Source organism: Oxalobacteraceae bacterium OTU3CAMAD1 (assembly GCA_024123915.1).
In the GTDB taxonomy this organism is placed as follows: domain Bacteria; phylum Pseudomonadota; class Gammaproteobacteria; order Burkholderiales; family Burkholderiaceae_D; genus Rugamonas.
In genome coordinates this window covers 4,887,446-4,902,135 of record CP099650.1, presented here as the reverse complement: position 1 = coordinate 4,902,135, position 14,690 = coordinate 4,887,446, and the positions used below count along the sequence as shown (strand labels likewise).

The window sequence follows — 14,690 nt, the reverse complement described above, 5'->3', positions numbered from 1 at the left end:
TGTCCTTAGAAAGAGCGTTTGATGTTGAAGGAGATGTAGTCGCGGTCCTTCAATGACTGGGCGTAGCTCAGGATCGGCGTGTTGGTGGCCGGGTTGTTCTTCAGGAAGGTGCCGGTCCCGCCGAGGAATTTGACGTAGCTGATGCCGAACTTCCAGTCCTGGTGGTAGGTGGCGTTGATGCCGATATTGAAGTCGCCGCCGTGCTCCGAGCCGCCGTTGAAGTTGAAGATGGCGCGCGAGCGGCCGTCGATGTTGTATCCGATGCCGATCGGGATCGTCAGGTCCAGTCCATCGATGACCTGGTAGTAGGCCGGCTCGAAGATGACGCGGGCGGCCGTGGCGTCGCGGGTGGTGTTCGGATCGAGCGAACCCTGGAAATCGACGCTGGTGGCCCGGTTCCATGCGATTTCGCCGAGCAGCGAGGCGCCCTGGAAGAACGGGTTGGTCGGCATGACATAGATCGCCGACAGGTTGATGTGCGCCGTGTTGCCGACGGCGTAACCCGGATTGCCGCTGTTGTTGGCGATGGTGCCGATCCCGTTCCGCGACAGGAAATTTGGCGTCGGGTCGCTGACCAGCGGCGTGTTGCGGCGGATCGAGGCCTCGGCGGCGACGTTCACGCCCAGCATCACGGTGCTGGCGCTGACGCCGAAGGTGCGGATGTTCTCCGCGTAGACGGCTTGCACGGTGGACGGCGCGCCGGGCGGGAAGGACGGCGCGAAGCCCAGGTAGAAGTAGGGCGACTTGTCGTGGTAGCGGGCCGCGTAGAAGCCGTATTCGACGTCCGAGTCCGACGGCGCCCATTTGAGCTGCACGCCGCCCTGGCCGGAGTTCTTGGCCTTCATGTCCGGCTGGGTGATGAAGGCCGGCGCGCCGCTGTTGGTCGGCGCGACCAGGAAGGCGGTGGCGCCCGCGCCGGCGGCGTCGTAGGAACTGAGGTAGCTGCCGGCGCCCGGGATCAAGGTCGGCCGCCATTCGAACTGGTAGTAGCCGCCGATGGAAACGGTCGGCGCCACCTGCAACTGGCCCGAGACCTGGTTGACGGGACGCAGGATCTCCTTGAACTGCGCGCCCGGTACGCTGAGCAGCTTGACCAGGTCGACCGGTCCTTGCGCATTGGCGATGCCGTTGGCGCCGAAGAACAGGCTCTCGCCGTATTGCAGCGTGTGGCGGCCGACGCGGATGGTGCCGGGCAGCTCGCCCAGCGTGCCCTTGGCGAAGACGAAGGCGTCCAGCAGTTCGGCGTTGCGGCCGTGGAGCACCTTGGTGCCCTTGGCGAAGCGGTTGCCGCTTTGGCCGTTCAGGGTGACGGCGTTGCTGGCGGACGAGCCGTTGTCGTTGGTGCCCATATAGGCGTCGTCGTACCAGCCGGCGGCGCTGATGCGCATGCCCAGCGTGCGGGTGCCGAGGTCGAATTCGGACAGCCAGTCGATCCGGCTCGAGACGATGCCCTTGTTGCGGAAGTTCTGGTTGCCGTCGTCGAGGTTATAGCCGGTGAAGTCGCCGGGACCCGCCGACGGATAGCCGCCGGCCAGCAGGCGCGAATCGGCGTCCTGGAGGCGATAGGCGCCGCTGTACTTGAAGGTGTTGTTCCAGCTGATCTTCAGTTCCGGATTGGACGTTTCGAAATCGTAGGCGTGGGCGGCGGGAAGGGCCGCCGTCACCGCCATGGCCAGTATGCTCCGGCTCAGGCTTTTTTTGGTATGCATTGCTGTCTCCTGGTTTTAGTTTTATGTGTGGTTCTAGTTGCAGGTTCTAGTACGTTGGCTTTGGATGTCAGATAAAGGTCGAGGCCAGCCCTCCATCGACGGGGATGTTGACGCCGCTGATCCAGCGCGATTCGTCGCTGCACAGGAAGCTGACGACGGAGGCTATTTCGTCGGCGTAGGCCGGACGCTTCATGCGGTGGGCGTCGCGCTGCACGCGCTCCTCGCCCAGCATGGAGACGAAGTCGCCGAGGATGGGCGTGAACACCGGTCCCGGCGCCACGCTGTTCATGCGCACCGAGTGCTCCAGGAACCATTTCTGCGATTGGGCGTAGGTCCAGACGATCAGCGCCTCCTTGAAATACTGGTAGCAGGTCTCGTCCGGCACCGGATGCTTGTCCAGCCATGCCTGGCCGGCCGCGTAGCCTTCGGTGGCCGCCAGCTCTTTGTGCAGGTCGAGGCGGGCCGGCCACTCGGCGCCGAGGATGGAGGCGACGTTGACGATGGAGGCGCCGGCCGGCATGCGCGGCAGCAGGCCGGAGGTCAGGTAGCGCAGGCCGAGGTAATTGACCTTGGCCAGCAGCGCCGGATTGGCGGTGCCGGGCACGCCGGCGATATTGCACAACGCGTCCACGCGCTGCGGCAGTTTGGCGATGGCGTCGTCGATGCTGCCGGTGCTGGCCAGGTCCACCGACACAAAGCCGTCCAGCGTGAGGCCTGGATCGTTGCGGTCCATGCCGATGACGGTGGCGCCCTCGAAGCGCGCCAGCCGCGCCACTTCGGCGCCGATGCCCGACGCGGCGCCGGTGACGACGATGGTCTTGTTACGTAACTTCATGCTGTCTCCTTTGTGATTATTGGATTTTTAGAACGGGTAGCGCGGTGCTTCGGTTTTGATCGTGAGCCATTGCAGTTGCGTGAATTCGTCCCAATCGACGGTGCCGCCGTGGCGGCCGCCGTTGCCCGAGGTGCCGCCGCCGCCGAACGGCGCGTGCGCCTCGGCCACCACGGTCTGGTCGTTGATGTGCACATGGCCGGACGGCACGCTGTCGGCGATGCGCATCGCGCGAGTCAGATTCGGCGTGATCACGCCCAGCGCCAGGCAGCCGGTGGTGGCGGAGGCCAGTGCGACGGCCTCCTCGTCGGTGTCGAACACGGTGATGGACGCCACAGGGCCGAACAGCTCCTCCTCGAAGCAGCGCATGCCGGCGCGCGCGCCGGTCAGCACCGTCGGTTTGTAGAACTGGCGGTCGAAGGTGCCGCCGGCCAGCAGCGTCGCGCCGTCGGCGACGCTGTCCTCGACGATGGCATGCAGGCGCTGGACCTGGCGCGCGCTGATCAGCGGTCCAAGCGCGACGTCGCCGCCCATCGGATCGCCGACCGGCAGGTGGCGCGCCTTGTGGGTCAGGCGTTCGATCACGGCGTCGGCGATGCCCCGCTGGAGCAGGATGCGGCCGGCGCACATGCAGATTTGCCCCTGGTGCAGGAAGGTGGCCCAGGCCACGTTGGAGGCGGCGACGTCCGGATCGGCGTCGTCAAGGATGATCAGCGAGTTTTTGCCGCCCAGTTCCAGCGACATTTTCTTCAGGTGGCGGCCGGCCAGCTCGCCGACGCTGTGGCCCGCCGCCGTCGATCCGGTGAAGGCGATCATGCCGATGTCCGGGTGGCTGCACATCGCCTGGCCGGCGTCGGCGCCGCCCGGCAGCACGTGCAGCAGGCCTTTGGGCAGGCCTGCCGCCTCGAAGATGCGGGCGATCAGCACGCCGCCGCTGATCGGGGTTTGCAGGTCCGGCTTGTGGACCACCGCATTGCCGGTGGCGAGCGCCGGCGCGATCGAGCGGATCGACAGGATCAGCGGGAAGTTGAACGGCGAGATCACGCCGACCACGCCGTGCGGCACGCGGCGCGCGATGCTCATGGTGCCGGTGGCGGAGGCCAGCAACTGGCCCTTGGGTTGCGTCAGCATGGCCGCCGCTTCCTGCAGGTGGGCGATGGCTTCGCGCAGTTCGAGATCCGCCTTGGGACGGATGGCGCCCGTTTCGCGCACGATCCAGGTCGACAGCTCGTCGTGGTGCTGCGCGATCAACGCGGCGGCGCGGCGGAAGATGGCGGCGCGCTCCTTGTAGTCCGATTTGGCCCAGGCTTTTTGCGCGGTGCGCGCCTGGACGCCGGCGGCCAGGATGTCGGCGGCGTTGGCCAGGCCGACGCGGCCCAGCTGCTCGCCGGTGGCCGGTTCGGTGAATACGTGGGTGCCGCCCTGGGAGGCGATCCATTCGCCGTTGAAGATGCGGTCGCGCCAGATGGCGGGGCTGAGGAAGGCGCCGCCGGCGCCGGGGATGTCGCTCATGTCTGTCTCCTTGGTTGACTGGGTGGGGCACTTTCGTCCCTTAGCACGCTAGTTGCATAAGGTTCGCTTGCCGCTCTTTCCTTAGCTATTACAAGTTGCGTGCCAGCGATGTGTGGTTTTGCTTTAATGCGGCGCACCATGACCGATACACCGGGCTTGCGGGACGAATTCGAAGCGCGCGGTTGCGCGTCGCAGCAAAAATGTGGCGACCCCGCCGCTTGATCAAATGATCAACCAGGAGAACTACCGATGTATGATTTGATAAAAAATGACGAAAGCGGAGACATGAGCAAGCGTGAGCGCGTTTCGCTGGCGGAGGTATCGCAGGCCACCGGCAAGATGCTGAACCGGGGCGACAGCGCCCATTTGAACGAAGGCGCGGCGCCGACCTTGGACGACATCACCCAGAGCCTGCATTTTTCGCCGGGCGATGGCCGCATATGGTTGAACGGCCAGCGCATGCAGCTGGTGCATATGACCTCACTCGGCTCGCTGCGGCGCGAACTGCTGGAGAGCATAGGTGCGGAACGCACGCGCGGCCTGCTCACGCGGGTCGGTTATTCGGCCGGCGCGCGCGACGCCCAGCTGCTGCGCGAACGCTGGCCGGACGCCGATCCGGCTGCGCTGTTTTCGGCCGGCCCGCGCATGCATTCGCTCGAGGGCGCGGTCAAGGTCGAGGCGCTGCACTTCGAATTCGACGTGGAACTGGGGACCTATCGCGGTGAATTCCTTTGGCACCACTCCGGCGAGGACGAGGTGCACACCGCCGATTTCGGCATCGGCACCGAGCCGGCGTGCTGGATGCAGACCGGCTATGCGATCGGCTACACCAGCGCGATGATCGGGCGTTTGACGATTTATCGCGAGATCGAGTGCATGTCGATGGGGCACAAGCACTGCCGCCTGATCGGCAAGCCGGCCGACGAATGGGACAACGTCGAAGAGGATTTGCGCTTCCTGAACGCCGAGGCCTTCGTCAGCACCACGGCCTACAGCGAACCGCTCGCGCACCAGAAGGCCGCGATATTGGCGGGCGATGACGAGCGGCCCTACGCGGACAAGGAGATGGTGGGCGTGTCGTCGGCCTTCAACGCGGCCTGCCATATGCTCAAGCGGGTGGCGCCGACGGCGGCCACGGTGCTGTTCACCGGTGAATCCGGCGTCGGCAAGGAGCTGTTCGCATACATGCTGCACCAGATCGGCAAGCGCAAGGAGCAGCCCTTCGTCGCCGTCAACTGCGCGGCGATACCGGAGACGCTGATCGAATCGGAGTTGTTCGGCGTCGAGCGCGGCGCCTTCACCGGGGCGACGCAGTCGCGGCCCGGGCGCTTCGAGCGCGCCAGCGGGGGCACCTTGTTCCTCGACGAGATCGCGACTTTGAGCCTGGTCGCGCAGGGCAAGTTGCTGCGCGCTTTGCAGGAGGGAGAGGTCGAGCGGGTTGGAGGTGTGCGCAGCGTGAAGGTCGATGTGCGGGTGGTGGCGGCCACCAATGTCGATCTGCGCGAGGAGATCCGGCAGGGGCGCTTCCGCGAGGATTTGTTCTTCCGTCTGAATGTGTTCCCGATCCACTTGCCGCCGCTGCGCGACCGCCGCGACGACATTCCGCTTTTAATGGGCTACTTCATGCGGCATTATGGGCAGAAGCACCAGCGCCGGTTGACGGGGTTCACGGCGCGCGCGGTCGACGCGCTGCTTAACTATCACTTCCCGGGGAATATACGGGAGCTGCAGAATTTGGTGGAGCGCGGGGTGATCTACGCCAACGAAGATGGTCCGATCGATTTGCCGCATCTGTTCACCAGCGGTGAGGAGTCGCAGGCGTCGTATTTTTCGCTGGCGCAGACGGGCAGGTTGACCAGCCAGGGCGCTGCGGCGGCACCCGCCGCGACGGTCAGCGCGGAGCTGTTGGATGTGTTGCCGTCGATGCTGGGCGAGGCGGCCGACGGCAAGGCGCAGGCGTGGTCGCTGGACGCGCTGGAAAGCACGCTGATACTGGCGGCGGTCAAGCGCGCTGACGGCAATCTGTCGGCCGCCGCGCGGATGTTGGGCCTCACGCGCCCGCAGTTGTCGTACCGGATGAAGAAGTTGCAGGAGGCTTGACGATCTCGGAAACACGTAGGGCGGATTAGGCGGCACGCCGTAATCGGCCAATGCACGCGTCGACGGCGGCGCATGCATGGCCGATTACGCTACGCTAATCCGCCCTACGTGTCTCCGAGGTATGTTCAAGGCGTCAGCTTGCGGTGATCTTCTCCAGCTCCACGCTGATTTGCCGGCAGCTGTGGTGCAGCGCGTCGATGAATCGGTTGACGCTCTCCGAATCGGGCCGGAACAGCGGCGTGACCAGATTCACCGAATACGGCACCGGATGCGAGAAGCGCCGGATCTGCAACCCGCTCCTGGCATACTCCAGCGCCGTCAGCGGATTGACGATCGCCACGCCGACGCCCAAACTCACCGTGGCGCACACCGCCGCCGCGCTGTGCGTCTCGACCACCATCCTGCGCTCCACACCATGCTCGCGGAAGGTGTTGTCGACCATCTTCCGATACGGGTCGCCGGCCGCCAGATACACGAAGTCGATGCCAGCAAAATCCTGCGGCGTCAGCGTGCGCTTCTCGCACAGGCGATGGCGCGGCGGCAGCACGCACACCACATCCATTGTCAGCAGCGCTTCCATCTTGGTCCCCGGCGGAATACCCGGTTCCTCGGTCAGCCCGAGGTGATAGCGCTGGCTGGTCAGCGACTCCTGCAAGGCCGGGCTCTCGAGCGGCGTCACATTCAAACTCACCCCAGGGAACTTGCTGCAAAAGTGCTGGCTGGCGCGCGGCAGCAGCGTGCTTGAAAAAGCCGGCAGGCAGGCCACGGCGATCTGCCCCTGGCGGAAATGGCGCAGCGCCTCGATCGCGTTGCCGATCCGCTCCAGCCCCAGATAGCTGCGCTGGACCTCGTCGAACAGCATCAAACCATGCTCGGTCGGCACCAATTTGCCGCCGCTGCGCTTGAACAACGTCAGCTGCGACAGCTTCTCGAAACGGTTCAATTCCCGGCTGATGGTCGGCTGCGAGGTGTGCAGGATCTCGGCCGCGCCGGTCGTGCTACCCGACGTCATCACCGCCCAAAACACCTCAACGTGGCGAAAAGTAAAGCCCATGGCATCCCCGCTTGAATTCAGATCACTGAACTATATCAGGAATGAATAGGATGTGAACATATTGATATTATGTTTTTGTTGCTAAAACTTTCATACTGAACGCACTGGAATTTTCAACGGAAAGCGGATCAACTTATGAGATATCGTCGTTTTGGCCGGCTGGCCTGGAAGGTTTCCGACGTCGGCTACGGCATGTGGGGCGTGGCCGGCGGCGAGGGTGGATGGACGGGATCGAGCGCCAGCGCCGGCATGGAGGCGCTGCACCACGCGATCGCCAACGGTTGCAATTTTTTCGACACGGCCTGGATCTACGGGCGTGGCGAAAGTGAGCGCATGTTGGGCAGCGCGCTGCGCGACCATCCCGAAAAGAAGCTGTACGTGGCCACCAAGGTGCCGCCGAAAAACCGCGAGTGGCCGTCGCGGCGCGGCGACCGTATCGAGGACATCTTCCCGGCGGCCCACATCCATGAATACGTCGGCCGCAGCCTGGAGTGCCTGGGCACCGACTCGATCGACCTGCTGCAGTTCCATGTCTGGGAAGACGCCTGGGCCGGCGAGGAATCCTGGCAGCGCGCGGTCGAGGACCTGAAACGCCAAGGCATGATCGGTGGCGTCGGCATCAGCGTCAATCGCTGGGAGCCGGCCAATGTGCTCGACACCCTGTGCACGGGATTGATCGATTCGGTGCAGGTCATCTACAACATCTTCGACCAGGCGCCGGAAGACCAGCTGTTCCCGCTGTGCCGCGAACTCGATATCGGCGTCATCGCCCGCGTGCCGTTCGACGAGGGTTCGCTGACCGGCATGCTGCGCGAGACCACCACCTGGCCGGAGGGCGACTGGCGCGCCAGCTACTTCGTCCCCGAGAACCTGGCGCCGACGGTGGCGCGGGTCGAGGCGCTGCGCACCGCGCTGCCGGCCGACGCCGACATGGCGCGCATCGCGCTGCGCTTCATCCTCGCCAACGATACGGTGGCCACGGTGATCCCCGGCATGCGCTCGGTGGCCCACGTGGACGCCAACCTGGCCTGTTCCGGCGCCGTGCCGCTGGACCCGCGCATCCTGGACATGCTGCGCCGGCATCGCTGGGACCGCGCGCCGACGTGGTGGTCGCAATAGCCCTGTATCCAGATTCCCGCTTCATCTTTCCGGCGCCCTTGCCGTCAACCGCAACCCTCTAGGACATCATCGTGAAATTCTCGGAACTCAAAGGTAAAAAGATCGGTATCTGCGCTTCGGGCGGACTGGTTAGCTTGTTCATCACGCAGCGGCTGAAGGAAGAGGGCGTGGCTTACGACCAGTTCACGGTCGATATCGGGCAGCCGGGCGAGGAGGGGCACGACTACTGCGCCGGCAATATCGACCTGATGCAGGACACAAAGGTGATCGACCTGAAAGAGGAGATCGCGCAGGTGTTCCTGCAGGCGGTGCGGGCGCAGGCCCAATACGACGGCGGCTATTGGAACACCACCGGCATCGCCCGCGCGGTGACGGTCAAGGGCTTGGTCGCGGCGCTGCGCGAGCAGCAGTGCAATGTGCTGGCGCACGGCGCGGTCCACGGCGGCAACGACGAATTCCGCTTTACGTACTACTTGAAGATGTTCGCGCCCGAGATCCTGCCGTTCTCGCCGTGGGAAGACCCGACCACGGCGGAGCGCTTCCGCAGCCGCGTGGCGATGAGCGATTTCGTCGCCGACGCCGATCAGACCCTGATGCTCGGTAAGGCGCACCACTCGGTCGACGCCAACCTGGGCGGCGTCTCGCACGAGAACCGCGAGGTCGAGCTGCTGTCCAACCCGACCGACTCGGTGACGCCGATCATGGGCGTGCGCGTCGCCGACGCCCCGGACCAGCCGGAGCGCTGCTCGATCACCTTCAGGAACGGCCTGCCGGTGGCCATCAACGACGTCGAGCTGAGCGCCCACGGCGCCATCGCCATGGCCAACCAGATCGCCGGCCGCAATGGCGTGCTGCTCAAGAACGTGCTGGAGAACCGCATGAACGGCACCAAGGGCCGTGGCTTGTACGAGTCCCCGGGGCTGGACCTGCTGGGCACCGCCGCGCGCCATCTATTCCAGGCCACCGTCGACAAGGATGGCTGGGAGTTGATGCGCTTCCTGTCGCCGTTCATCGCGCGCCAGACCTACGCCGGTCGCCTGTACGATCCGGCCACACAGACCGCCATCAACAGCGCCGAGGACCTGACCGCCAACGCCAGCGGCGTGGTTGACATGATCTGCTTCAAAGGCAGCTACACGGTCGACCGCGTGCACGACTACGCCAAGTCGCGTTTCACCGCGCAGCAGTTCCGTTTTGCCCACGGCGGCCAGAAGTGGATCACCGAAGCGGTGGCCTGAGCGCCGGAGAGTTGACCATGACCTCGACCATGACCTCCACTGCACACCGACTGTTTGTGATGTGGGCGCCACCGCGCTCGCTATCGACCGCTTTCGTCCGCGTGATGGCCGCGCGCGGCGACTTTACCATCCTGCACGAGCCGTTGTGCGATCTGGCTGCGTGCGGCCACTTCATGCACCGGCGGGCCGGCGCCGAGCCGCGCCGGCTCGACAGCGCGCCGGCCCTGTTCGAGCACATCGAGCGCTTGCTGGACGATGGCCCGGTCTTCGTCAAGGACACCTGCGAGTACGATTACCGAGACATGCTCGATGGCGCCAGCTACCTGCGCGACGCCACCCATATCTTCATGCTGCGCGAGCCGGCCAGCGTGATCAACTCGCACTACCATATCAACCCGGCGATGCGCTGCGAGGACGTGGGCTACGAGCATCTGGCGCGGGTCTACGATCTCGTGCGGCAGCGGGCGCGCGCGCGGCCGCTGTTCATCGACGCGGAAAAGCTGGTGGCGGATCCCGCCGATACCGTAGCGCGTTTTTGCGAGAGCGCCGGCCTGAAACACCAGCCCGAGTCGCTGCAATGGGAGGGCGGCCACCTGGATATCTGGGAACGCACCAAGCGCTGGCATCTGGATGCGGCCAACAGCAACCGCATCGCACCGATCGAACGCCAGTACGCGGTCAGGGTCGACAACCACGAGCAGCTGCGCGGTTTTTACCAAGCCAACCTGCCGTTCTACGATTACCTGCGCCAGCAAGCCGGGAGCGCGCGGACATGAGCGGCCTGTCATCCTCGCTCACCTGGCATGACTTCCCCGTGGTGCGCGGCATGCGCGCCGCGCGGTTGCGCCAGAGGCCCTGTGTTTTGTGGTTCACGGGCTTGAGCGGCTCAGGAAAAAGCACCCTGGCGGGACTGGTGGAGGGAACATTGTTCAGCCAGGGGTACCTGACCTATGTGCTCGACGGCGACAACGTGCGCCATGGCCTGTGCCGCGATCTCGATTTCAGCCACCAGGCCAGGGTGGAGAACATCCGCCGCGTCGGCGAAGTGAGCAAACTGTTCGTCGACGCCGGGATGATCGTGCTGACCGCCTTCATCTCGCCATTCCGCCAGGACCGCGCACTGGTACAGGAAATGATCGGCGACGCGCAGTTCATCGAAATCTATCTCGATGCGGCGCTCGACGTTTGCGAACGACGCGATCCGAAGGGCCTGTACCGCAAGGCCCGCGAAGGCCAGTTGCGGCACTTCACCGGCATCGATTCACCGTACGAAGCGCCGCAGCAAGCCGACATTGTGCTCGATACCTCGACGGCATCGCCGGAGCGCTGCGCGCAAACCATCATCGACTACCTGCAAAAAGGCGGCTGGTTGCTGCCCCAGGCGCCGGCAACAAATCGGCCAACACATTTCGCAGTAAATTCCGCAGCAAATTATTAAGGAACCAGATGGACCATTTTCATTATGTGAACGGCGAGCTGCACATCGAAGACGTGCCGGCCCGCGCTATCGTCGAGGCGCACGGCAGCCCCGTATATGTCTACAGCGCGCAGACCTTCAAGCATCACTGCGCGGTGGTGCGGGATGCCTTCTCCGGTATCGAGCCGTTGATCTGCTTCTCGGTCAAAAGCTGCAGCAACCTGGGTGTGCTCAAGCTGCTGGTGGAACAGGGCTGCGGGCTCGATGTCGTCAGCGGCGGCGAGTTGTACCGGGCCTTGCAGGCCGGCGCCGCGCCCGAGAAGATCGTCTTCGCCGGCGTGGGCAAGTCGCGCGACGAACTGACCTACGCGATCGATGCCGGCGTGTTCCTGTTCAACGCCGAATCGGAGGGCGAACTGGCGCGCATCGACGAGGTGGCGCGGGCGGCGGGCAAGCGGGTCAAGGCGGCGGTGCGCGTCAATCCGGATGTCGCCGACGCCGACACCCATGAAAAAACCTCCACCGGCGGACGCCAGACCAAGTTCGGCGTGCCGCTGCTGCGCGCCGAGGCGCTGTTCGAGCGTAACCTGTACCGCCATGTCGACGTCGTCGGCATCCATGTCCATCTGGGGTCGCCGATCGCCGCCACCGCCACCTACCTGGCGGCCATCGACAAGGTCGAACAGCTGGCCGACCGCATCGAAGCCAGTGGCGCCAGGATCGAGTTCATTAACATCGGCGGCGGCTTCCCGGCGCAGTACCGCGCCAACGAGGCGCAGCCATCGTGTTCGCTGGGGCAGATGGGCGCGGCGATCTGCGACCGCCTGCAGGAGCTCAAACGGCGCGGCAAGCACTTCATCATCGAACCGGGCCGCTCGATCAGCGCCAACGCCGGCATCCTGCTGACGTCCGTGGAATACATCAAGCAGGGTTGGGAGCGCAAGATCGCCATCGTCGACGCGGGCATGAACGTGCTGCTGCGCCCGACCTTGTACGGCGCCAGCCACGTGATCTGGCCGGCCAGCTTCGGCGCCTTCGACGGCCACTGGAGCGGCTTGCCCGGCCAGGGCGCGCCGGATAGGGGCGCCGACGAAGGTTTCGACGCCATCGACATCGTCGGTCCGATTTGCGAAACCGGCGATTACTTCGCGCTGGGGCGCGCCATGCCGGCGCTCGAAGGCGGCGACCTGCTGGCGATTTTCTCCTGCGGCGCCTATGGCATGAGCATGGCGAGCCAGTACAACTCGCGCGGCAGGCCGGCTGAGGTCCTGGTTGAAGGCGCGCGGCAGCGACTGATACGCCACCGCGAATCCTACGCCGATCTGGTCGCGCATGAGTTGTGCGGTATTTAATTAAAGAGCAAAGCGGAGTTCACCATGTCCCAACCTTTTGCAGTGATCGTCGACGCCTATTCGACCGGCGCGGAGCTGGCGCCGAAGTTCGGCGCGCGCGGCATCCCGAGCATCCATATCCAGAGCGCGGCGACCATCCCGCCCAGCTATGTGCCGAGCTTTCAGCCGGACAGCTTCGCCGCCACCATCGTCTACCGCAACCTGGATGACTGTGTGAGCAAGTTGGCGGCAGCGCTGGGCGGCGGCCACGCGGCGTGGGTCATGGCGGGCGCCGAGACCGGCGTCGAACTGGCCGATCTGCTGGCCGCCGAGCTGGGACTGGCCGGCAATCCGGTGGTCAGCTCGCGCCGCCGACGCGACAAGTACGAGATGGCGCAGGCGCTGCGGGATGCCGGCCTGGCCGCCGCCGACAGCCTGCGCACCGATGATGTCGAGGCGCTGCTGCAATGGGCGGGGGACGGGCGGCGTGGCTGGCCGATCGTGGTCAAGCCGCTCGCCAGCGCGGGCAGCGATCATGTGTTTTTCTGCTCCAGCGCCGGCCAGCTGCGCGCCGCCTTCGACAGCATGATCGGAAAACGCAACCGCATGGGCGCCATCAACCGCCAGGTGCTGGCGCAAACCTACCTGGCCGGCACGCAGTATGTGGTCAATAGCGTGTCGATCGATGGACGGCACTATTTTTCCGATATCTGGATCGACCGCCGCAAGGCGCTGTCGGGCGCCTCCAACCTGTATGACTGCGAAGAGCTGTTGCCGGCCGTGGGAAAGGTGCAGGATAGCCTGACCGGCTACATGCGCCAGGTGCTCGACGCGCTGGAAGTGCGCAACGGTCCCGCGCATTCCGAGGTGATGATGACCGAACGCGGTCCCGTGCTGGTCGAAACCGGCGCGCGGCTGCAGGGCAGCATGCTGGAACAACCTGTGATCGACGCCCTGGGCGCCAGCCAGGTGACATTGGCGGTGGAGCGCTGCATCGATGCGGAGGCGTTCTCGCGGCGCCTGGACCAGCCGTATGTGCTGAACCGGCACGTCATGTGCGTGGCGTTGATCTCCGACCAGAGCGGCACGGTCGAGGATATATCCGGCTTGCGGGCGATATGCGATCTGCCATCGTATGCCTGCCATTTCCACACGCCGGAGGTGGGCGACCGCATCATGCGCACCACCGACCTGTTCTCGATCCCGGGCGTGGTCTATCTCACGCACGCCGACCAGCAGGTGCTGCGCCGCGACTACGAAACCATTCGTGAACTGGAGCGTGGCCGGCGCCTGTTCTCGGTACGCCAGGCGGAGGCTGCGTAATGGGCGCGTTGGTTGTCCGGCCCACGGCCGCTGCTCCCGCGATTGCCGGGGCGTCGCCGGCGCCGGCGCAGGCGACCGTATATCGGCCGCTCGCCGCGTTGTGCTTTGTCGCCGCGTACGCGGTGCTGGCCGCCGCCAACGGCGTCACGGCGGCCATGCTGCTGCAGGAGATCGATATCGCGGCGTTCACCTTCGTCAGCTTCCTGTGCGCCGCGCTGATGTTCTACGGGGTGCGCCGCTACCGCGAGCGCAACGGACCATCGCAGGTGCTGGCGCTCGGCCTGGGCAAGCGCGAGATCGGTGCGCTCAACGTCACGACGGGTTTGAGCTGGATACTGATGTATGTCGCCTACGCCAACCTGGAGCCGGCCGTCGCCGCGACGCTAATGTGTTCGGTGGGGCCATTCGTGGCGATCGCCTTCGAAAGCGGCGCCGGCCCCGCGCGGCGGACGCCCGCGCGCTGGGCGCTGGCTGCAGGTTTTGTGGCCGGCGGCGCGGTGCTGTTCTACGGCAGCCTGTCGGGCCGCTCGGCGGTGGCCGGTTTCGAGCAGTCGCGTATTCTGCTTGGCGCGGCCGCCGCGATAGGTTGCGGCTACTTCATGACCGTCAGCACGGTGTACCTGAAACGACTGAGCGTGCGTGGTTTCCGCACCGACCAGGTGATGGCGCACCGATTTTATATGCTGCTCGCCGTCACCGGCGGCTACGCGCTGTGGCAAGGGACGCTGGTCGAGACCGTGCTGGCGCACGCCGCATTGATCATGGGCCTGAGCGTGATCGGCGTGGTGTTCCCGATGGTGCTGCTGCAGCGGGGGATCACGCTCGGCACACCGTTCCTGACGATGGTGGTGATGGCCGGGGCGCCGCTGGTGAGCATTGTGCTTCAACTGTTCGATGGCCGGCTTGCCGTCTCGCCGCTGTCGCTGATCGGCGTCGGCATGACTTTCATCGTCAGCTTGGCCGCGATCCGCATCGTGCTCGCACCCATAGCCGCACCCGCACCGCCAGCCGCACCCGCCAGCGCCACATAGCGTATTTCTAACTTTTTGAGGTTG

General features: G+C 65.3%; 12 protein-coding genes. 8 read left to right on the top strand and 4 right to left on the bottom strand.

Translation table 11 applies throughout. From position 1 onward, the window contains the following. Positions 1-5 precede the first annotated feature (5 nt). From NHH88_20875 to NHH88_20865, 3 genes are all read right to left on the bottom strand, one after another. Positions 6-1,709 carry a DUF1302 domain-containing protein gene (locus NHH88_20875; GenBank protein USX12143.1) on the bottom strand — a complete coding sequence of 568 codons (1,704 nt, stop codon included), beginning with the start codon at positions 1,707-1,709 and terminating at the stop codon, positions 6-8. Positions 1,710-1,776: 67 nt separating this feature from the next. Further along, complete coding sequence (locus NHH88_20870) at positions 1,777-2,544, bottom strand: coniferyl-alcohol dehydrogenase (GenBank protein USX12142.1); 768 nt, start codon at positions 2,542-2,544, stop codon at positions 1,777-1,779. Positions 2,545-2,571: 27 nt separating this feature from the next. Then, positions 2,572-4,053 carry a benzaldehyde dehydrogenase gene (locus NHH88_20865; protein USX12141.1) on the bottom strand — a complete coding sequence of 494 codons (1,482 nt, stop codon included), beginning with the start codon at positions 4,051-4,053 and terminating at the stop codon, positions 2,572-2,574. A 285-nt stretch (positions 4,054-4,338) separates the two neighbouring features. On the opposite strand from NHH88_20865, the gene NHH88_20860 reads away from it, so the two are divergent. Next, positions 4,339-6,153, top strand: a complete 1,815-nt coding sequence (locus NHH88_20860) for a sigma-54-dependent Fis family transcriptional regulator (protein ID USX12140.1) — start codon at positions 4,339-4,341, stop codon at positions 6,151-6,153. Between the two features lie 133 nt (positions 6,154-6,286). Here NHH88_20860 and NHH88_20855 read toward each other — a convergent pair whose 3' ends face one another. Further along, entirely contained in the window at positions 6,287-7,207 is a 921-nt protein-coding gene (locus NHH88_20855; protein ID USX12139.1) for a LysR family transcriptional regulator, read from the bottom strand. Positions 7,208-7,342: 135 nt separating this feature from the next. On the opposite strand from NHH88_20855, the gene NHH88_20850 reads away from it, so the two are divergent. The 7 genes from NHH88_20850 to NHH88_20820 all read left to right on the top strand — a co-directional run bounded on the left by NHH88_20850 (position 7,343) and on the right by NHH88_20820 (position 14,666). Continuing rightward, entirely contained in the window at positions 7,343-8,326 is a 984-nt protein-coding gene (locus NHH88_20850; protein USX12138.1) for an aldo/keto reductase, read from the top strand. Between the two features lie 71 nt (positions 8,327-8,397). After that, positions 8,398-9,564 carry an argininosuccinate synthase gene (locus NHH88_20845; protein ID USX12137.1) on the top strand — a complete coding sequence of 389 codons (1,167 nt, stop codon included), beginning with the start codon at positions 8,398-8,400 and terminating at the stop codon, positions 9,562-9,564. A 17-nt stretch (positions 9,565-9,581) separates the two neighbouring features. After that, the gene (locus tag NHH88_20840; GenBank protein ID USX12136.1) at positions 9,582-10,340 is read left to right on the top strand and encodes a hypothetical protein; all 759 of its coding nucleotides are present in this window, start codon (positions 9,582-9,584) and stop codon (positions 10,338-10,340) included. Beyond that, positions 10,337-11,002 carry an adenylyl-sulfate kinase gene (cysC, locus tag NHH88_20835; GenBank protein ID USX12135.1) on the top strand — a complete coding sequence of 222 codons (666 nt, stop codon included), beginning with the start codon at positions 10,337-10,339 and terminating at the stop codon, positions 11,000-11,002. Before NHH88_20840 ends, cysC begins: the two co-directional genes overlap by 4 nt. Positions 11,003-11,010: 8 nt before the next feature. Then, positions 11,011-12,333: a diaminopimelate decarboxylase gene (lysA, locus tag NHH88_20830; GenBank protein USX12134.1), complete on the top strand. Its 1,323-nt coding sequence runs from the start codon at positions 11,011-11,013 to the stop codon at positions 12,331-12,333. Between the two features lie 24 nt (positions 12,334-12,357). Then, on the top strand, positions 12,358-13,635 hold the full coding sequence (locus tag NHH88_20825; GenBank protein USX12133.1) for an ATP-grasp domain-containing protein: 1,278 nt from the start codon (positions 12,358-12,360) through the stop codon (positions 13,633-13,635). Then, positions 13,635-14,666, top strand: a complete 1,032-nt coding sequence (locus NHH88_20820; protein ID USX12132.1) for a hypothetical protein — start codon at positions 13,635-13,637, stop codon at positions 14,664-14,666. The genes NHH88_20825 and NHH88_20820 overlap by 1 nt, the downstream gene beginning before the upstream one ends. Positions 14,667-14,690 lie beyond the last annotated feature (24 nt).